We start from the raw sequence: 19634 nt of genomic DNA, 5'->3' as shown, positions 1-19634 counted from the left end.
GGCCGAGAATTGGCGTGAGAGGCAGAGTCCCCGCCGCTGCTCCGCCCTCGCTGCCTACGCGGCCCCTCGTCTCAAGCCGCGTTGGTCGCTCCGAGAATCCATTCGGGGATCGCTTCCTGCCGCAGATCGGCAAGCTCCATTCCTTGGGCGCGCACCGCATCGTAGCGGTCGCGCGGCGCATAGTCGGCGGGACGCTGCACGAAGACCTTGCCGCCGGCATCCGCCAGGATCGCAAGCCCGCGCACCCCATCGGTGCCGCTCCCCGTCAGCAGGCCGCCGAGCGCGGGCAATCCGGCACGCGCGATGCTGCCGAACAGCAGATCGGCCGACGGGCGGCAGCCGTTGACCGGATCGCGCTCGACCAGGCGCAGGCGCGGCGGTTCGCCCGCTTCCACGATCACATGGCGGGTGGGATCATGCGCAAGCCACACCTTGCCGGGCTCAAGCGATACGCCATCGACCGCGTCGCCCAATTGGCACGGCAGCGAATGGCGCATCGCGCGCACCGCGTTCTCGACTGCGGCAGGTTCGGCATCGAACACCACGATCGTCGGCGGACAGCCCGCATCATAGGCGGCAAGCACCTGGCGCGCGCTTTCGATCCCGGCCGCCCCGCAGGCCAGCACCACGATCCGCCCGTCCGAACGATAGCGGGCCTCGCCGCCCGCACCGGCATCGCCGCTTTGCCCGCCCGGTTTCAGCTCGCCCGATGCCGCCTTGACGACGATATCGCCCAACTGCCGCACGGTCGCATCGAACTCCTCGCGCGAGGTGTGCAAGGGCTTGGGGAAGCAATGCACCGCGCCCAGTTCAAGCGCGCGGCGCGCGGTGCCGGTGCCCGCCTGCGTGATGCTCGACAGCATGATCACCGGCATCGGGCGGTTGGCCATGACCTCTTCGAGAAACTCCATCCCGCTCATCCCCGGCATCTCGACATCGAGCGTGAGGACATCGGGTTTGAGCGTGTCGAGCTGATCGCGCGCATCATCGGCATTCTTGGCGGTGCCGCACACCGTCACACCCTTGGCATTGTCGAGAATATCGCAGAACAATGCGCGCATTGCCGCGGAATCGTCGACGACCATCACTTTCACATTGGCCATGTTCGCTCAGCCTCATCTTGGCGGCGCTGGCGGCCCGGCAGGGCGACGGGCAGCAGCCGCGAGCGCGGTTTGTTGCAATTAGCCCTAGGCGGCGATCCGCGAAGAAATTGGCGCTGCGGATCTAGGGGCTTGCGCATAGGCCCCGGTCGACGCGGATTTATCGATGCCGTCGCTATCCAGCAGCCTGCAATGCGCCCGTTTTGCTATTGTCTGTGCGGGCTTTGATCGGGAACCCGTGCAATGACGATTGAAAGGATCTCGCGGCTGGGCGCGATTGGTCTTGCGATACTTATCGGGCTGGTCGTGCTCGGCATCGGTCTGGGCGTGGCGCATATCCGCAATGGCGGCGCGCTCGATTTCAAGGAACAGCAATTGTCCGATTTCCGCGCGGACATCTTGCCGCCACCCGCATTTCTGGTCGAGGCTTTCGCCAATGCCAGCACGATCGCACTGCATCCTGCCACGCTTGGCGACAACACCGCGCGGCTCGAAAAGCTCGAAACGGAATATCGCACCGCGCAGGACAAATGGGCGCGAAGCACGCTCGACGAAGGGCTCAAGGTCGGGCTTGCACGGGATATGGCCAGAAACGGCGATGCTTTCTGGGCGCAGGTGAACACGCGGCTGATCCCGGCGGCGCGGCGCGGCGACGGGGCCGCGGTGCAGGCAGCGCATGCGCGGCTGCTGGCGATCTACGCTCGGCACCGCGAGGATATCTACGCGCAGGTCGGCGCCAGCGAAGGCCTGACCGAAGCGGTGATGGCGGAAAACACCGCGACGGGAATTGCGATCATGGCCGGCGCAGTGGTGGCGACCGGGCTGCTCGGTGCGGCGCTCGTATTTTCCTATCTGTTCGTGCGGCGCGGATTGTTGTGGCCGGTGTGGGAAACGGGCGAGACGATGCGCCGAATGGCAGGCGGCGATTACGACAGCAATATCCTCACCCGTCACCGCCGCGACGAGATCGGGGTGATGACCGAAGCGATCGAGACATTCCGCACGGCGCTCAAAGCCGACAGGGCGCGCGCCGACGAACAGCGCAAGGTGGTCGAGGCGTTGAGCGCTGCGCTCGACCGTCTGGCCGAGGGCGATCTGACCTATCGGATCAGCGGGATGCCCAAGGGCGAGCATGAGCGGTTGCAGGACGCCTTCAACACCTCGGTCGGCAAGCTCGAGGCGATGATCGGCGCGGTGCATGCCACGGTCGGCGGGGTGCGCACGGGCTCGGACGAGATTCGCGCCGCCTCCGAGGACCTCGCGCTGCGCAACGAACAGCAGGCCGCGAGCCTTGAGGAAACCGCAGCCTCGGTCGGCAGCACGGTCGGGCTCACCCGGCAGGCGGCCGAAAACGCCAGCGCCGCGCGCCATGCGATCGCCGAAACCCACGAACGCGCCGCGCAAGGCGGTGCGGTGGTGGGCAAGGCGGTGGCGGCGATGGGCGCGATCGAGCAATCGGCGCGCGAGATCACCCAGATCATCGCGGTGATCGACGGGATCGCCTTCCAGACCAACCTGCTCGCGCTGAACGCCGGGGTCGAGGCCGCCCGCGCGGGCGAGGCGGGCAAGGGCTTTGCCGTGGTCGCCAACGAAGTCCGCGCGCTCGCCCAGCGCAGCGCCGAGGCGGCGCGCGACATCAAGGCGCTGATCGACAAGTCGACCGGCCATGTCGGCGACGGGGTGAGCCTGGTGGGCGAGACCGGCACGCTGCTCGCCGAAATCGTCGCGCAGGTGGGCGCGGTGACCGGACAGGTGACCGCGATCGCCGAAACCGCCGCGGCGCAGGCGAGCAATCTCGAACAGGTCAATACGGCGGTCGGCAGCATCGACCGGATGACGCAGCAGAACGCGGCGATGGTCGAACAGGCAACCGCAGCAACGCGCAGCCTCTCGTCCGAGGCGGCACGGCTGGGCGAATTGGTCGCGCAGTTCCGGGTCAGCGGTGCGCAGCTTGCACCTGCCGCCAGCCCCCCCGCTCCAGCCCGTGCGCCAGCACCGGCCCCACTCCCCGCGCCCGCGCCAAAACGAAAAACACCCGCCCCCTGCAAACCCGCGGCATCTTCCAGCCTGCCGGTCAGCGGCAACCTCGCCCGGCAACCGGCCGCCGCCTCCGCGGCATTCGCCGACGACGACTGGAGCGAATTCTAGGGGCCCAGCCGTGTGCGGCGTCTCCACCCGGCTAGGGAGTTTTACCGAGGCCGGCGGCTGAAAATCCCAATTCTCCGCCCGCTAAGTATTCTTGCAGAACCCGGGAGCAGGTCCATCCCCATGTTGAAGCAGATCGCCGTCTCCGAACTCGAACTCGGCATGTTCGTTCACAAGTTCGAAGGCAGTTGGTTCGAGCATCCCTTCTGGAAGGCCAGGTTCCTGCTCGACGATGCGGAGCGATTGGCGACGATCAAGGCGAGCCGCATCAGCGCGGTGGTGATCGATACCGAACGCGGCCGGGATATCGTTCCCCACCCCGCCAGCGCCGCTGCCTACGAAGTGCCGGGCGCGAAGCCTCCTGCCTATGACGGCCCCGAACGGCGCATGCGCAACCTCAGACGCCGGGTTGCCGTGCAGGTGGCCGCGGACCGGCGCGTCTCGATGGAAGACGAACTCGCCGCTGCCGCCACCATCGCCGAAAAGGCGCGCGATAAGCTCAACAACGCCTTCATCGCCGCGCGCCTTGGCCGCGCGCTCGACGTGCGCAAGGTCGAGCCCGTGGTCAGCGACATCCTCGCCTCGGTCCGGCGCAATCCGCAGGCCTTCAGCGGGCTGATGCGCTGCAAGCTAAAGAACGAGCAGGTGTTCCGCCATGCGCTGTCGGTCAGCGCGCTGATGGTGGCGCTCGCCGACCGGATGAAACTGCCCGCGGCCGATATTCACAATTGCGGACTCGCGGGGCTGCTGCTCGATATCGGGGTAAACTATCTGCCGCATGCGGTCGAACCGCCGGGCGGGGATTACCGCAATCTGGGCGAGCCCGTGTGGCAGCAGCATGTCGTGCTAGGGCACCGTGCGTTGGTGAACGATGGCGGATTGCCGCAACTGGTGCTCGATGCGTGCCTCTATCATCACGAACGGATCGACGGGCGCGGTTATCCGCAACAACTGGCGGGCGACAAGATCCCGCTGATCGCGCGCATGGCGGCGATTTGCGACAGTTTCGACTTTCATCTGACCGGCACCGATCGCAGCCACGCGCTCGATCCGGCGGCCGCGATTGCGGCGATGCGCGACGAGCCCGGAGCCTATGATCCGGAAATCCTGCGCCTGTTCATCGAAACGGTCGGACTTTATCCGGTGGGCTCCTTCGTGGTGCTCGCCAGCCAAAAGGTCGCGATGGTGATCGATGAGGACCGCAAGGACCCGCTGCGACCCGTGGTGCAGGCGTTCTATTCGCTGGGTAGCGGCGAGCGCATCCTGCCGCACCGGATCACCTTGGCGCAGGGCAATGACAACGAACGGATCATGGGGATCGCCGATCTGACCGGGCTTGACCTGCCCGAGGATGCGCAGCTGCGCGAGCTGGTGTTCCTGAGCACCTATCGCAACGCCGCGCAGGGCTGATCCCGGCTATCCCAACCCGCGCCATTCGATCCATTCGCCATAGGGATGGCACAATGCGGCAAGCCGGCTTTCGCCGCGCTGCGCGGCGCCGTCCCACTGCGCCACCCGCAACTCGACCGCGCCGCGATCCGCGCGCCATTCGAGGCTGATCCGCGCCAGCGGGCGGCCGGGTTCGGCGCGCGCGCCCGCGAGCGAGAAAGCGAAATCGATCGCCGCACGCTCGGCTGCGCTGGCATATTGCAGCACCATCGAATGAAACACCGCGCGGCGCGTGCCGTGCGCCTGCGGCTCGGCAAAGCGTTGCAGCAGCCATGCGCTGGCAAGCCCGCTATCGACCATCGGCGGGTGGCACCGCGCAACGTCCAGTGCGGCGACGAGCCGCGCCGCGCGTGCCGCTTCGCCGGGCCACAGATAGGCCGAAAGGCTGCGGCAATCATCCGCGTTGGCGGGATCGAGCGGGTGCAGATCGACCCCGCGCGCGCCGATGATATCGCACGGTGCCATCGCCGCGGCCCGCCCGCGCCAATCGGGGGCGAGCGTGACGCGGGCATCGCCCGGTCCCACCCGCGCGGCGCCAGCTACGATCGCGTAGTGGGGAAAATTGAGATTGAGCCCGGCGCTTGCGCCCAGTTCCAGGACTTCGCAGGGCAATCCGTCCCTGGCAGCCAATTCGCCCAACACAGCCACCAGCCCGGCGACACGGGCCACTTCGTTGGTCTGGGTGGGGTGGGAAAGCCAGCGCGAAAGCGCCGCTGCGCGCTCATCCAGCACCCGCGCGAGCACGCGGTCGAGCTGCGCATCGGACGGCAGCGGGCCGGAGCCGTAAAGCGCGCCCAGCACGCCGCCATGATCGGACAGGGCAAAATCGTGCAGTCCGGCGGTGAGCCGGAAGATCACGCCATCGGATGCCAGATCGCCCGGCCAGCGCTCGATGATCGCGAAGATGGTGGCCGCCCGCGGTAGCACGCGCGCCAGCGCCTCCATCAGCGCGGCGGCGCGCGGCTTGCCGAAACCATGCGCCTTACGCGCTTCGATCCGCAATTGCCGGACGGCGCGGCCTTCGCTTGCCGGAAGTGTCGCCGGGTCATGAGGGTGGGAGAGGAAAGGCACAGATACCGCCGCGAATGATCGATGGGTCGGCCCCGCTTAGGGACGGGGAGCACAATATTTGCGCGCCCCGCGCCTAGGGAAAATCGCGCAGAGCCCGCACCGCGCCTGTCCCCGTATCATTACCGAGGCGGCGGCGGCGTCAGACTTAAAACCCGCTGAATTATCGCGAGCATTCCATTCGTGCCGGACCTTATCGGAGCCAAGCCAACATGCATCGCTGCACCGCTTTTACCGCTGCTCTTCTCGCCACCGCCGCTGCCGTCCCCGCCCACGCCCACGCCCACGCCGAAGACCGCGAAGCCGACGCGTCCGGCAACACGGTCGCAGCGCCCACGCCTGCGCCCGCGCCCGCCGGCAAAAGCTTCACCACCGGCGTCGCGAAGGGACGCGACCTGCTCGACACCGCGATTTCCGCCAGCGTGCTCGACGAGGCCGATCTGGCGCAATTGTCGGTCAGCTCGATCGCCGGTATCATGCAGAACATTCCCGGCATCCGTTCGGAAACCTCGGATATCGACGGCTATTCCGCGATCACGATCCGCGGGCTGCCGCTGGCGGCGGAAGGGTCGAAATTTCTGCAATTGCAGGAAGACGGCCTGCCCGTGCTCGAATTCGGCGATATCCAGTTTGCCGGCATCGACCAGTTCCTGCGCGCCGATCTGACCTTGTCGCAGGTGCAGGCGATCCGCGGCGGATCGGCCTCGACCTTTGCCTCCAATTCACCCGGGGGATTGATCAACTTTATCTCCAACACCGGCGAACGTGCCGGCGGCGTGCTGCAGGTGTCGAGCGGGGTCGGCCACGATCTCAAACGCATCGATTTTGCCTATGGCGGCCCGCTGGGCGGCGGCTGGCGGTTCCATGCGGGCGGGTTCTACCGTTCGGGCGAAGGACCGCGCAAAGTCGGGCTCAATGGATTTTCCGGCGGCCAGATCAAGGCCAACCTGACCCGCGACTTCGCCGGCGGCCATATCCGGTTCTATGGCAAGTATCTCGACGACCGGCAGCCCAATTACGGTGCGCTGCCGGTAACGGTGGGCGGCACCAATGCCGATCCCGACATCGGTTTTCTGCCCGGCTACGACATCCGTGACCGCGCCTATCTCTCGCCGCTCACCGCATCCTATACCGAGACCGACCGCAACAACGGGCCCAGCATCATCGACATGCGCGACGGGCTCGCTGCAAAGGTCGCCGCTTTCGGAATGGAAGCGCAGTTCGAGATCGCGGGCTTTACCGTCACCAACCGGTTCCGCTTTTCCGATATCAGCGGCGCCTATAACGACGCGACGCCATTCGTCACCGCACCTGCGCCCTTCTTCACCCGGTTCGGAGGCCCGGGCGCACGGTTGAATTATGCTGCCGGGCCGCTGACGGGCCAAACGATCACCGATGCGCGGCTGCTCGCGCTCACCGTGCGGCTGCATGCCGATCTCGAAAGCCTCGACAACACCACCAACGACCTGCGCGCCAGCCGCGTGTGGGACATGGGCGGCGGCAAGCTGACGACGACGCTGGGCCTCTACAACGCGAAACAGCAGATCCGGATGTTCTGGAACTTCACCAGCACCTTGCAGGACTTGGCCGGCGGCGGATTGAGCGCGCCGGTCAACATTACCACCGCCACCGGCGTGCCCGTCACCGATGCCGGAACGCTCGCCTATGGCTTTGCGGTGGGGCTGCCGTTCAGCATCTATCACAACCGCTACGACGTCGATTACGATGTGCTGGCACCCTATGGTTCGGTCAATTTCCAGATCGGCAAGCTGTCGGTCGGTGCAAGCCTGCGCTGGGACAAGGGCGATGTATCGGGCCAGGTCTTTGCGCCCGGCTTCGGCGATGGCCGCCCGTTGTTCGCAGCCGTCGATGTCAATGGCGACGGGCAGATCTCGGTCGCGGAAAGCCGCGTGCCGGTGCTGCCGCTGACCCGCCCCGCCCCCGTCAATTACGGGTATGATTACCTCTCCTATTCGGCCGGGGTGAATTACCGGTTCGCCGATAGCCTTTCGGCCTTTGCGCGGATCAGCCGCGGCGGCCGCGCGACCGCCGAAAATGCGATCGGCACCGAAACGCTCGACCCGCTGACCGGCCGGCCCAGCGATCCGGGAATCCTCGTCTCGGTGGTCAAGCAGGCCGAAGCCGGCATCAAATACCGCAAGGGCGATCTCAGCCTGTTCCTGACCGGCTTCTGGGCCTCGACCGACGAACGCAATGCGCAGATCACCGCAGACGCCAACGGGCAGGCCTTCGTCGCCCAGATCGACCGCACCTACAGCGCCAAGGGCCTCGAATTCGAAGGCGAATGGCGGCGCGGCGGCTTCAGCCTGGTGACTGGCGCGACCTATACCCGCGCCAGGATCGACAAGGATGCCAACGCCCCTGCGTTCGAGGGCCTGATCCCGCGCCATATCCCCGATTTCGCCTTTTTCGCGCGTCCTTCGGCCGATTTGGGCGCGGTCACGCTGGGCGCGGTGATCAACGGCACCACCGAAAGCTTTGCGCAGGACACCAACCAGCTGGTGCAACCGGGTTACGTCCTCGTCAGCCCCTTCGTGCAAGTCCGCCCTGCCCCCGGCCTGACGCTTGCGGTCAACGCCTTCAACATCTTCGACGAACTCGCCGTGGTTTCGTTGCAGGCTCCGGCGATCCCGCCTTCGGGCCTCACCAACGCACAGGTCATGAACGGCCGCACCGTCTCCGCCTCGCTGCGCTACGCGTTCTGACGGCGCGGCGGCGGCAAGACCTGATGGACGAGAGGACCCCGGCCCGTGCTTGAACGAATGAATATCCCCCGCCGGCTCGGCTTTGCCTTTCTGGTGCTCAATGTGGTGGCGGCCTGCGTGATGATCGCCTGCGCGATCAGTCTGGCGATGATCGCCTCGGTCACCGCGCGCAACACCGCCAGCCAGGAAGTGCTTGCCGATGTGCTCGCGCTCGAAACGTCGCTCCTGCGCCAGAACAGCCAGCTGCGCGGGTTCCTCGTCACCGCCGATGAAAGCTATCTCAAATCCTATTACGAGGGGCGCGACGATTACGACCGCGCATCACGCACGCTCGAAACCGCGCTGGCGGGATCGCCGCTCGTGAAAAAGGTCCGCACCAGCCGCGCCGAAACGCTGAAATGGCGGCGCGACTGGGGTGACAAATATGTCGCCGTGGTCAAGGCCGGCGGGCGCGACCGCGCGCAGGCGGCGATCCGCGCGGCGGGCAAGAAGGTGCTGGTGTCGGATGCCGTCAATCCCTTGCGCGATATCCGCGATGCCAAGCAGGCCGACATTGCAGCGCAAAGCGCGCGGCAGGCGGCGGTCATCACCAGCGCGTGGATCGCGCTGGGTCTTGGCGCGGCGATCCTGATCGGGCTTGCGCTGATGCTGGCGCGCGCCCTGTCGCGGTCGATCGCGCAGCCGATCGCAAGCCTCACCCGCGCGGTGACCGATCTGTCGCGCGGCAGCAATGATGTCGCCATACCCGGCACCGAGCGCAGCGACGAGCTGGGCGCGATGGCGCAGGCGATGCTGGTGTTCCGCGACGCGGCGCAGCAGCGCCAGATTGCGGTCGCCCAGCGCGAACAGGCGGTCGCGCGGATCGGCGAACAACTTGCCGCGGTCGCGCGGTCGGACCTGACCGTACGTCTCACCGACATGCCGCCCGCGTTCCAGTCGCTGGCGGATGATTTTAATGTCGCGATGCAGCGTCTGGCGAGCGCGATGGGCACCGTCAACGAAAGCATCGGCGCGATCGGGCTTACCTCTGCCGAAATCGAACACGCGATGACCGATCTGGCCGCCCGCTCCGAAGATCAGGCCGCACGGCTGCAAACTTCCAGCAGCACGATGGCCAACCTGTCGGCCAATATCGAAGCCAATGCCACGCTGGCGATCGGGGTCAGCGCGTCGATGCGCGACGCGCGCGAGGAGGCGACCAACGGCGGCGAGGTGGTGGGCCGCGCGATCCAGGCGATGGGCCAGATCGAGACCGCCAGCAGCGAGATTTCCGACATCACCGCGATGATCGACAATATCGCCTTCCAGACCAACCTGCTTGCGCTGAACGCCGGGGTCGAGGCCGCGCGCGCGGGCGAAGCGGGCAAGGGCTTCTCGGTGGTGGCAAGCGAGGTGCGCGCGCTGTCGATGCGCGCGACCGAAGCGGCCAGCGAAATCAAGAAACGCGTTGCGGCGGTCGGCGAACACGTCCGGACCGGGGTGACGCTGGTGCATGAAACCGGATCGGCGCTGGAAACGATCATCGCGCGCGTGGGCGATGTGACCGACGCGGTCACGCGCATCGCCGATGCGGTGACAGAACAGAGCATCGCCTTGCGCAACGTGTCGGACACGATCGGCGCGATGGACCGGATAACGCAGCAAAACGCCGCAATGGTCGAACAGACCAATGCCGCGACCAAGAATCTGAACCACGAAGCGCGGGCGCTCGCCGATACCTTTGCCGCGTTCCGCATTGCCGAGGATGGCGTCGCGGCCGCCCCGGCCCGCGCCGCCCGGCACCTGCCGGCGCGCGCGGCATAGCCCTGAGCGCCTAGGGATTTGCTCCTAGGCGCGGTGCAATCAGGCTTTCAGCGCTCGACCCTACAGTCGCTCTATAATCAGATACCCAAGGACGGACCCGATGATCAGCTGGTTCAAGAAACACGCTCCGATCCGCACCAAGTTCGTGGTTCTTGTCGCGGCCAATGCGGCGCTCGGGGCGGTCGGCGTGCTGGCGGCGTTGCTGGCCATGCAGCAGATCATCGCACCCGGCACTGCGGTGGCGATCGCGGCCGCCGCGATGCTGGCGCTGACCGGGGTCATGCTGCTTGCCAAGGCACTGATCACCGGTCCCTATGTCGATACCGTGGTGCGGATGGAAAAGCTGGCGACGGGCGATCTGACTTCGCCAATCCTGTTCACCGAATATCGCGACTGCGTGGGCCGGATGACCAAGGCGATGGAAACCTTCCGCGCCAATGCGATCCGCGTCGCCGAAGCCGAGGCCGATCAATCGGGCAAGGTCGTCGCTGTGCTGAGCGATGCGTTGGACCGGTTGTCGCAGGGTGATCTGACGTTCCGGATCAGCGGGATGGCCGATGGCGAGCATCGGCGGTTGCAGGATGCCTTCAACACCTCGGTCGGCAAGCTCGAGGCGATGATCGGCGCGGTGCATGCCACGGTTGGCGGGGTGCGCACGGGCTCGGACGAGATTCGCGCCGCCTCCGAGGACCTCGCGCTGCGCAACGAACAGCAGGCCGCAAGTCTCGAAGAAACCGCCGCCTCGGTCGGCAGCACGGTCGGGCTCACCCGGCAGGCGGCCGAAAACGCCAGCGCCGCGCGCCATGCGATCGCCGAAACCCACGAACGCGCGGCGCAAGGCGGCGCGGTGGTGGGCAAGGCGGTGGCGGCGATGGGCGCGATCGAGCAATCCGCGCGCGAGATCACCCAGATCATCGCGGTGATCGACGGGATCGCCTTCCAGACCAACCTGCTCGCGCTGAACGCCGGGGTCGAGGCTGCCCGCGCGGGCGAAGCGGGCAAGGGCTTTGCCGTGGTCGCCAACGAAGTCCGCGCGCTCGCCCAGCGCAGCGCCGAGGCGGCGCGCGACATCAAGGCGCTGATCGACAAGTCGACCGGCCATGTCGGCGACGGGGTGAGCCTGGTGGGCGAAACCGGCACGCTGCTCGCCGAAATCGTCGCGCAGGTAGGCGCGGTGACCGGACAGGTGACCGCGATCGCCGAAACCGCCGCGGCGCAGGCGAGCAATCTCGAACAGGTCAACACGGCGGTGGGCAGCATCGACCGCATGACGCAGCAGAACGCGGCGATGGTCGAACAGGCAACCGCAGCAACGCGCAGCCTCTCGTCCGAGGCGGCTAGGCTGGGCGAATTGGTCGCGCAGTTCCGGGTCAGCGGTGCGCAGCTTGCACCTGCCGCCAGCCACGCCTCCATCCCTGCCCGCACACCGGCACCGGCACCGGCACCGGCCCCGCTTCCCGCGCCAAAGCGAAAAGCGCCCGCCCCACGCAAACCCGCGGCAGCCTCCAGCCTGCCGGTCAGCGGCAACCTCGCCCGGCAACCGGCTCCGACCGCCGCAGACTTCGCCGACGACGACTGGAGCGAATTCTAGAGGCCGCCAGACCCCGGCCAGACCCCTTCTTGCCCTGTCCTGATGCCATTTCGCCCCCGCCTTGACCCCCGGCAGACCCCCTGAAAAACCGCAAAACGAGGCCAAAATGATCGCTCTTCCCCCAATTTGCGACCGCAGTGCGGCCTCTGCGCTCTATCCGGAAATCGCCGAAGCGCTCGGCCCGGCGCCGCTTGTGCTCGACGCCTCCAAGGTCGAGCGGATTGGGCAAGCCGTGCTGCAACTGCTTGTTTCAGCGGCAAGAACCGAAGGCGGCATCGCGATCCACCAACCCAGCCCCCCCGTCACCGCCGCGTTGCAACTGACGCGGCTCGATCATGTCGTGCTGGAAGGGGGCGAAGCATGACCGAAGACGACATCCAGCAAATCTTCTTCGTCGAATGCGAAGAATCGCTCGAAGCCACCGAAACGGGTCTGGCCGCCTGCCGTGATGGAACCCACGACGCGGAAACCATCAACGCGATCTTCCGCGCGGTGCATTCGATCAAGGGCGGCGCGGGCGCATTCGGCCATTCGGCGCTGGCTGCCTACACCCACGGGTTCGAAAATCTGCTCGGCGAAATCCGCGAAGGTCTGGTGCCGCTCGAACCCCCGCTGGTCGACCTGTTGCTGCTGGCGCTCGATTGCCTGCGCGATCACGTCGAGGCCGCCCGCGCCGCCGGCAGCAGCCCACCCGACGATGCCGAACTCCTCGCACGACTAGAGGCCGCCAGAGCCGGCGGCAGCGGGACGCCGATCGCCCCCAACGCGCCCGAGCCCGCGGCGCAGGCCGCCCCGGCCTCCGGTTTCGACGATCTCGATTCGCTGCTCGATGAACTCGCCCTCCCCGTCCCGGCGGCTTCTCCGCCCGCGCCGCCGCACTGGCTCGTCCATATCCGGCCGCACGCCGGCGCAATGACCAAGGGCAGCGAGCCCTTGCTTTGGCTGCGCGAGCTCACCGATCTCGGCGGTACGTGCGAATTGTGCGACATCGGTTCCATCCCCACCTTCGAACGCCTGGTGGTGGAGGAAGGCTATCTTGGCTGGACCTTCCGCATGCCGGGAACGGTCAACCGCGACGCTGTCGCCGAGATTTTCGATTTCGTCGGCGACGATGTGACGTTGGCCTATGATGGCGACGACATGCCCGCGCCGCGGCTCGCGACGGGCAAGCCCGCGCTGGCAGCACCGCGGTCCGACGAACCTCAACCGATCATCAAACCCGAAGCCGTCGTCCCCGCCTCAACCGTGCCGGCGGCGTCCGCCGCTGCGACCGGAGCCGCGGCGGCGGGCGGCGGCACTGCCAACCAATCGGTCCGGATCGATCTGAAAAAGCTCGACATGCTGATCGACGGTGTTGGCGAGTTGGTGATTGCGCAGGCGATGCTCGCCCAGCGGCTGACCAACGAGAACCTTGCGCATATCGAGGAACTGGCGCTGATCGACGGCCTGGTGCGCGATATCCAGGAACACGCGATGGCGTTCCGCGCCCAGCCGATCAGTTCGGTGTTCGGCCGCGTTCCGCGGCTGCTGCGCGAACTGGGGGCAAGCACCGGCAAGCACGTGAAACTGGAGGTCGCGGGCGAAACCACCGAGCTCGACAAGACCGTGATCGAACGGCTGAGCGAGCCGATGACGCACCTGATCCGCAACGCGGTGGATCACGGGATCGAAAGCCCCGAGGAACGCCGTGCCGCAGGCAAGGACCCCGAAGGCACGCTGACGCTGTCGGCCGAACAGAAGGCGGGGCGGATCATCATCCGCATCGCCGACGATGGCCGCGGGATCGACCGCGACCGGGTGCTGGCCAAGGCGATCGCCAACGGGCTTGTCGCCCCCGATGCGCAACTGTCCGACGACGATATCAACCTGCTGATCTTTGCCCCCGGCTTTTCGACCGCGGCGCAGGTTTCGAACATCTCTGGCCGCGGGGTGGGCATGGACGTGGTCAAGCAGAACGTGAAGGAACTTGGGGGTCGCATCACCATCGAAAGCCAGCCCGGCAAGGGCACCACCTTCAGCCTCGCCTTGCCGCTGACGCTGGCGATTTCGGACGGGATGATCGTGCAGGTCGGCGACCAATCGCTGGTGATCCCGCTGACCCATGTCATCGAAAGCCTGCGACCCAGCCCCGCCGACGTCAAGGGCATGGGCACGCGCGCACAGATGCTCAACGCCCGCGGCAGCTTCGTGCCGATCGTGCCGCTGGCGGTGCTGACCGGGGCCGATGCCGCAGTTACCAACCCGTGCGAAGGCGTGCTGGTTCTGGTCGAAACCGAAGGCCACGGGCGCGCCGCGCTGCTGGTCGATGCGATCACCGACCAGCGCCAGTTCGTGATCAAGGCACTGGACGCGCATTACCGCCAGATCGACAGCGTCGCCGGCGCGACGATCCTCGGCAACGGCAAGGTCGCGCTGATCGTCGATGTCGATTTCATCGCCAGCACTGCCGCACGCCAACACGCCGCCATCCCCTTTGCCGCCGCGGCTTGACCGATGCACACCGCGAGCATTGCAGCAGCGACCGAGAGCATGGTGCCCGGCGTCAGCCCCGCGATCTACAGCGAGGCCGACTTCCGGCGCATTTCCGGCCTGATCCATGCCGAAACGGGAATTGTCCTGTCCGATCGCAAGCGGATGCTGGCCTATTCGCGGCTTGCCCCGCTGGTGCGGCGCAGCGGCCTGACCAGCTTCGGCGCGTTTCTCGATACGCTGGATGGCGATGCCCGGCTGTTGACCGAAGTGGTGGCTGCGCTGACCACCAATCACACCTATTTCCACCGCGAACCGCACCATTTCGACCATTTCGAAACCACCGTGCGCCCCGATCTGGTGCGCCGGGCGACCGCGGGAGAAGAAGTCCGGATCTGGTCGGCGGGATGTTCCACCGGCGAGGAAATCTGGACGCTCTTGATGGTACTGCTGGGGGCAGATCGCGGTGCAGGCATGAGACTTGCCCAGTCGCGCCTGATCGCGCTGGCCAGTGACATTTCGATCAATGCGCTCGCCGGCGCGCGGGCGGCGACCTATCCCGCCAGCGCGCTCGAGGCCGTGCCCGAACCCTTGCGCCGCGCTTGGAGCATCGCGGCCCCCGGCTCCGGCAGCGAGCCGCGGCTTGGCATCGACCCTGTTTTGCAGGCGATGGTCCGCTTTCGCGAGCTCAACCTGATGGGCGAATGGCCGATGCGACGCCCCTTCGACGTCATCTTCTGCCGCAATGTGATGATCTATTTCGACGGGCCGACCAAGGACCGGTTGCTGACCCGTTTTGCGAACGCATTGCTGCCGGGCGGCTATCTTTACATCGGCCATTCCGAACGCGTCAGCGGGCCTGCCGCCGAACTGCTCGATCCTGTCGGGCCCACGATTTACCGCCGAAGGGAAGCAGCATGAGCATTCGGGTCCTGATCGTCGACGACAGCCCATTGATGCGCGCACTGCTGCAGCACCGTTTGGGGCAGCACAGCGATATCAGCGTGGTGGGCACCGCTGCCGATGCGAGCGAGGCGCGCGGCATGATCAAGGCGCTCGACCCCGACGTGGTGACGCTCGATATCGAGATGCCGGGGATGGATGGCTTGTCCTTCCTCGAAAAGATCATGCAGCTGCGCCCCACCCCCGTAATCCTGGTTTCGGGCGCGACCGAAGCCGGCGCGAGCGCGACCGCGCGCGGGCTGCAACTGGGCGCGGTCGGGTGCGTCGCCAAATCGCAGTTGCGCGTGCGCCCGAGCGAAATGGTCGACGATTGCCCGCTGGTGGACATGGTGCGCGAGGCTGCGCGGGTGCACCTGGTCCCGCATCCAATCCATCCGCGCGCCACCGCCAATGCCAACCCGCCCCAGGAACCAGGGTTGCGGCGCGGCGCTGGCATCGGCGCGGTGCAGCCGCAGGCCGGACAGCCGGATATCATCGTGATCGGTGCATCGACCGGCGGCGTCGAGGCGTTGCACACCGTGCTCGCCGGATTTCCCGCCGATTGCCCGCCCACGCTGATCGTCCAGCACATCAACGCCTGCTTTGCCGGAGCGATCGCGCAGTCGTTCGACCGCTCGGCCCGCCCGAAGGTGATGCTGGCAGAAAGCGACATGCCGCTTGAACGCGGGATGGTGCTGCTTGCGCCGGGCAGCGATCGCCACTTGCAGGTCGCCGCCGCAGGATCGCGCGGATGGCGCTGCGTCCTGCGCGAAGGCGATCCCGTCAGCGGGCACCGCCCGAGCGTCGACCGCCTGTTTTCCTCGCTCGCCAGCACGTTGGGCGCCAGTGCCGGACCGCGCGCACTGGGTGTGCTGCTTACCGGGATGGGTCAGGACGGGGCGCAAGGCATGGCGCAACTGGCCAGCATCGGCGCGCGCACGATCGCGCAGGATCAGGCAAGCTGCGTGGTCTACGGGATGCCGCGCGCCGCGATCGAACTGGGCGCGGCAAGCGATGTGTTGCCGCTCGACCGGATCGCGAGTGCGATCTTCGCGCCCGCTGCGCCGGCCAAGGCGCGGGCTGGTTTTGCATGACGGTCATGAGCCCCTTCTCGTCAGCCGCCGATGGCACGGGCGTTCCCGACATGATGCGCATGACCATCGTGCAGGGCGAAGCCAAGGCCAGCAGCGACCCGCGGATCGAAATGAGCACGATCCTGGGCAGCTGCGTTGCGACCTGTCTGTTCGATCCTGTCTCACGGGTCGGCGGGATGAACCATTTCCTGCTTGCCGAACCCCCCGCCCATGTGCGCAGCCAGGCCTTCGACAGCGATTACGGCCTGTTCCTGATGGAACTGCTGATCAACGAGATGCTGGGACTGGGTGCCAGCAAGAGCCGGATGCGCGCCCGGCTTTACGGCGGGGCCAACCTCAACCCCGATCTCAGCCCGATTGGCACCGCCAATGCCGTCTTTGCCCGCCAGTTCCTCGAACGCGAGCGCATTCCCTGCGTGTTCGAGGATCTCGAAGGCGTTCAGGCTCGGCGAATCCAGTTTCGTCCCGCCAGCGGACAGGTTCGCGCGCGCCTCGTGACAGCCGATGTCGCGCCTAAGGAAAAACCACTGGGGCGGCCGCAATCGGCGCTTGGGACGGTCGAGCTATTCTGACGTTCAAACGGAGCACATCATGCAATCCAGCAACACTGCCTCAATCCGTGTTCTCACGGTCGATGACAGCGCCTCGATGCGCGCGCTTCTGCTTGGCGCACTGACTTCACGCGGGTTCGCGGTCGAGCAGTGCGAAGATGGTCAGGAAGCGCTGGAATGGCTCGCCTCGAACGAAGTCGACGTGATCATCACCGATATCAACATGCCGCGGCTCGACGGGTTCGGGCTGATCGAGAAACTGCGCACCAGCGCGCTGCACGGCGAACGCCCGATCCTCGTGCTGACCACCGAAAGCTCGGACGAGAAGAAACAGCGCGCGCGCAATGCCGGTGCGACGGGATGGATCGTCAAGCCGTTCGACGCCGACAAGCTTACCGCAGCCTTGCGCCGCGTGATCCACTGATCCTGCCCGGGGGACACTTGCCATGCGCCACGAACTCATCACCTTCGGCATCGCCAACCAGCGGTTCGGCATCGACATCATGACCGTGCGCGAAATCCGCGCCTGGTCGCCCGTCACGCGGCTGCCGCGCGTGCCCGATTATGTCGCGGGCGTGGTCAATCTGCGCGGCGCGGTGCTGCCGGTGATCGACCTGGCTGCGCGACTTGGCTGGACTCCGACCGAGGCGACCCCGCGCAACCCGATCATCGTCATCGAGCACGAAGGCCAGATGCGCGGGCTGATCGTCCACGATGTCGCCGATATCGTCTCGATCGAAGCGGGCACGCTGCAGCAACCCGACGCGATGGGACAGGAAACCATCACCCATTTCCTCGAAGGAATCGCCCCACTGGGCGACGACATGGTGATGGTGCTCGATCTGTCGCGGCTGATGGCGGATGAGCCGATCGAGCTGGCGGCGTGACGATGCCGCACGCTCGATCCGCCGACCACGTGCCGCGCGGCACCGCGCCCCATTCGGCGGCGCTGCTCGATGCGATTTCCGCGCGGCTCGGCCGGTTTGCCGAGGATGCCGAGACCTTCGGGATCGTGCTGTGCAGCGATCCTGCGGTGGCCGGGAAGCATCTGGTGCAACTGCAACAGATCGACCGGCTTGCGCAGTCGCTGCGCGAAATGGCCGATGTGCTCGCCGCGCGCGACCCCGCTGCCGCGGTCGCCGCGATCCGGCTCGGCGATCTGCGCAATGCGCTCGAGCGTGTGGCCAGCCATTGAATTCACCCACCCCGGGGTCGCGCCCATTCGACATGCAGGAGTGCCGTTATGGCTATCGATCCGCTCAAAGAGCGCCTTGATTACTATGGCCTTGCCGATGTGCGGCAAGGTGTCCTGACCGGCGTGGGCCGCGCATTGAAACGGCGGCTCGACGAAGCGCTCGACGGGTTTTACCGGGTCATTGCCTCGCGCCGCGAACTGTCGGCGCATTTCGATAGCCCGCAGCAGATGGACCGCGCCAAGGCGATGCAGGCCGAACACTGGCTGGCGGTGTTCCGCGACGGGGTCGATCAGCGGTTCTACGACCGCGCGACGCGGATCGGCAATGTGCATGCCCGGATCGGTCTGGAACCCAAATGGTATGTCGGTGCCTATGGTCTCGTGCTCGACGAGTTGATCACCGCGATCATCGCACCGGGCTGGCGCGGGATGCTGCCGTGGCGGCGGGCGCAGGCGCGGCAGGTGGCCACCCTGGTCAAGATCGCGCTGCTCGATATCGACCTGGCGCTGTCGGGCTATTTCCACAATTCCGAAGAACGCGTGCGCCTGCTGGTCAGCGACAAGCTTGGCACCGCGCTGGCGCAGGTATCGGGCGGAGACCTGACCGCACGGATCGACGGCTTCCCGACCGAATACGAACAGGTGCAGCACAATTTCAACGCCGCGCTGGGAACCTTGAGCGAGACGCTGGGCCGGGTGATGGCAGGCATGGGGTCGATGAGCGCAGGCGCGACCGAGATCCGTTCGGCCGCCGACGATCTGTCGCGCCGAACCGAGGAACAGGCCGCCAATCTCGAAGAGACCGCCTCCGCGATCGCGTCGATCAACGCCAGCGTCCAGGAAAGCGCGTCGACCAGCGCGGGCGCGCGCAGCACGATCAACGCCACCACCACCCGCGCCACCGAAGGCACACAGATCGTGTCCGAAGCGGTGGGCGCGATGCAGCAGATCGAAAGCTCGTCGCAGGAAATCACTTCGATCATCGCGGTGATCGAAAGCATCTCGTTCCAGACCAACCTGCTCGCGCTGAACGCCGGGGTCGAAGCCGCGCGTGCGGGCGAAGCGGGCAAGGGTTTCGCCGTGGTCGCCAACGAGGTTCGCGCCCTTGCGCAGCGCTGCGCCGAGGCGGCGGACGAGGTCAAGGCGCTGATCTCGGCCAGTTCGGTGCAGGTCAATCGCGGGGTCGATCTGGTGGGTCGCAGCGGCGATGCCTTTGCCGCGATCACGCGCGATATCGCCGCGCTGTCGGGTGCGATCCAGACGCTTGCGGATTCGGCAGCGATGCAGGCCGAGAACCTCTCCCAGATCAACACCGTGGTGGGCGAACTCGACCGCTCGACCCAGCAAAACGCAGCGATGGCCGAGGAATGCACTGCCGCTGCCACCTCGCTCACGCGCGAGGCGGGCCTGCTCGACAGCGCGTTGGCACAGTTCGATGTTGGCGCACGCGGTCTGCACGCCGGCGCGCCGATCGATCTGCGGCTGGGCCGCGCGGCCTGAT

At 66.7% G+C, this 19634-nt stretch carries 16 protein-coding genes; 14 read left to right on the top strand and 2 right to left on the bottom strand.

The genetic code is table 11. The features are described 5' to 3' along the window. Positions 1-71: 71 nt before the first annotated feature. On the bottom strand, positions 72-1103 hold the full coding sequence (locus tag A9D12_RS10095) for a chemotaxis protein CheB (protein WP_068351421.1): 1032 nt from the start codon (positions 1101-1103) through the stop codon (positions 72-74). 240 nt (positions 1104-1343) lie between these two features. On the opposite strand from A9D12_RS10095, the gene A9D12_RS10090 reads away from it, so the two are divergent. Together A9D12_RS10090 and A9D12_RS10085 are read left to right on the top strand one after the other, a co-directional pair. Then, complete coding sequence (locus A9D12_RS10090) at positions 1344-3248, top strand: methyl-accepting chemotaxis protein (RefSeq protein ID WP_068351417.1); 1905 nt, start codon at positions 1344-1346, stop codon at positions 3246-3248. 120 nt (positions 3249-3368) lie between these two features. Next, positions 3369-4655 carry an HD-GYP domain-containing protein gene (locus tag A9D12_RS10085; RefSeq protein ID WP_068351414.1) on the top strand — a complete coding sequence of 429 codons (1287 nt, stop codon included), beginning with the start codon at positions 3369-3371 and terminating at the stop codon, positions 4653-4655. Between the two features lie 6 nt (positions 4656-4661). Here the strand turns inward: A9D12_RS10085 and A9D12_RS10080 are convergent, their stop codons facing one another. Continuing rightward, positions 4662-5765 carry a DUF2332 family protein gene (locus tag A9D12_RS10080; protein ID WP_156522859.1) on the bottom strand — a complete coding sequence of 368 codons (1104 nt, stop codon included), beginning with the start codon at positions 5763-5765 and terminating at the stop codon, positions 4662-4664. Between the two features lie 209 nt (positions 5766-5974). Between A9D12_RS10080 and A9D12_RS10075 the strand changes: the two genes are divergently transcribed. The 12 genes from A9D12_RS10075 to A9D12_RS10020 all read left to right on the top strand — a co-directional run bounded on the left by A9D12_RS10075 (position 5975) and on the right by A9D12_RS10020 (position 19633). Beyond that, positions 5975-8488 carry a TonB-dependent receptor domain-containing protein gene (locus tag A9D12_RS10075; RefSeq protein WP_068351411.1) on the top strand — a complete coding sequence of 838 codons (2514 nt, stop codon included), beginning with the start codon at positions 5975-5977 and terminating at the stop codon, positions 8486-8488. A 57-nt stretch (positions 8489-8545) separates the two neighbouring features. Further along, positions 8546-10291, top strand: coding sequence for a methyl-accepting chemotaxis protein (locus tag A9D12_RS10070; protein WP_068351407.1), 1746 nt, complete (start codon positions 8546-8548; stop codon positions 10289-10291). A gap of 100 nt (positions 10292-10391) precedes the next feature. Then, entirely contained in the window at positions 10392-11882 is a 1491-nt protein-coding gene (locus A9D12_RS10065; RefSeq protein ID WP_068351404.1) for a methyl-accepting chemotaxis protein, read from the top strand. 106 nt (positions 11883-11988) lie between these two features. Then, positions 11989-12246, top strand: coding sequence for an STAS domain-containing protein (locus tag A9D12_RS10060; RefSeq protein ID WP_156522858.1), 258 nt, complete (start codon positions 11989-11991; stop codon positions 12244-12246). Further along, entirely contained in the window at positions 12243-14372 is a 2130-nt protein-coding gene (locus A9D12_RS10055) for a chemotaxis protein CheA (protein WP_068351395.1), read from the top strand. Before A9D12_RS10060 ends, A9D12_RS10055 begins: the two co-directional genes overlap by 4 nt. 3 nt (positions 14373-14375) lie before the next feature. Continuing rightward, positions 14376-15272, top strand: coding sequence for a CheR family methyltransferase (locus tag A9D12_RS10050; protein WP_082925510.1), 897 nt, complete (start codon positions 14376-14378; stop codon positions 15270-15272). Next, positions 15269-16387, top strand: coding sequence for a protein-glutamate methylesterase/protein-glutamine glutaminase (locus tag A9D12_RS10045; RefSeq protein WP_068351391.1), 1119 nt, complete (start codon positions 15269-15271; stop codon positions 16385-16387). The genes A9D12_RS10050 and A9D12_RS10045 overlap by 4 nt, the downstream gene beginning before the upstream one ends. Further along, positions 16384-16959, top strand: a complete 576-nt coding sequence (locus A9D12_RS10040) for a chemotaxis protein CheD (protein ID WP_231889594.1) — start codon at positions 16384-16386, stop codon at positions 16957-16959. Before A9D12_RS10045 ends, A9D12_RS10040 begins: the two co-directional genes overlap by 4 nt. Positions 16960-16978: 19 nt before the next feature. Then, positions 16979-17362 (top strand): response regulator, encoded by a 384-nt coding sequence (locus A9D12_RS10035; protein WP_082925509.1) that lies wholly within the window; start codon positions 16979-16981, stop codon positions 17360-17362. A 22-nt stretch (positions 17363-17384) separates the two neighbouring features. Further along, positions 17385-17825 (top strand): chemotaxis protein CheW, encoded by a 441-nt coding sequence (locus A9D12_RS10030; RefSeq protein ID WP_068351388.1) that lies wholly within the window; start codon positions 17385-17387, stop codon positions 17823-17825. Next, positions 17822-18133, top strand: coding sequence for a hypothetical protein (locus tag A9D12_RS10025; protein WP_156522857.1), 312 nt, complete (start codon positions 17822-17824; stop codon positions 18131-18133). Before A9D12_RS10030 ends, A9D12_RS10025 begins: the two co-directional genes overlap by 4 nt. 48 nt (positions 18134-18181) lie before the next feature. After that, complete coding sequence (locus A9D12_RS10020) at positions 18182-19633, top strand: globin-coupled sensor protein (protein WP_068351383.1); 1452 nt, start codon at positions 18182-18184, stop codon at positions 19631-19633. Position 19634 lies beyond the last annotated feature (1 nt).

This window comes from Erythrobacter neustonensis (genome assembly GCF_001663175.1).
Lineage (GTDB): Bacteria > Pseudomonadota > Alphaproteobacteria > Sphingomonadales > Sphingomonadaceae > Erythrobacter > Erythrobacter neustonensis.
The sequence above is the reverse complement of the archived record's forward strand: the minus strand, read 5'-3'. Positions and strand labels throughout refer to the sequence as shown.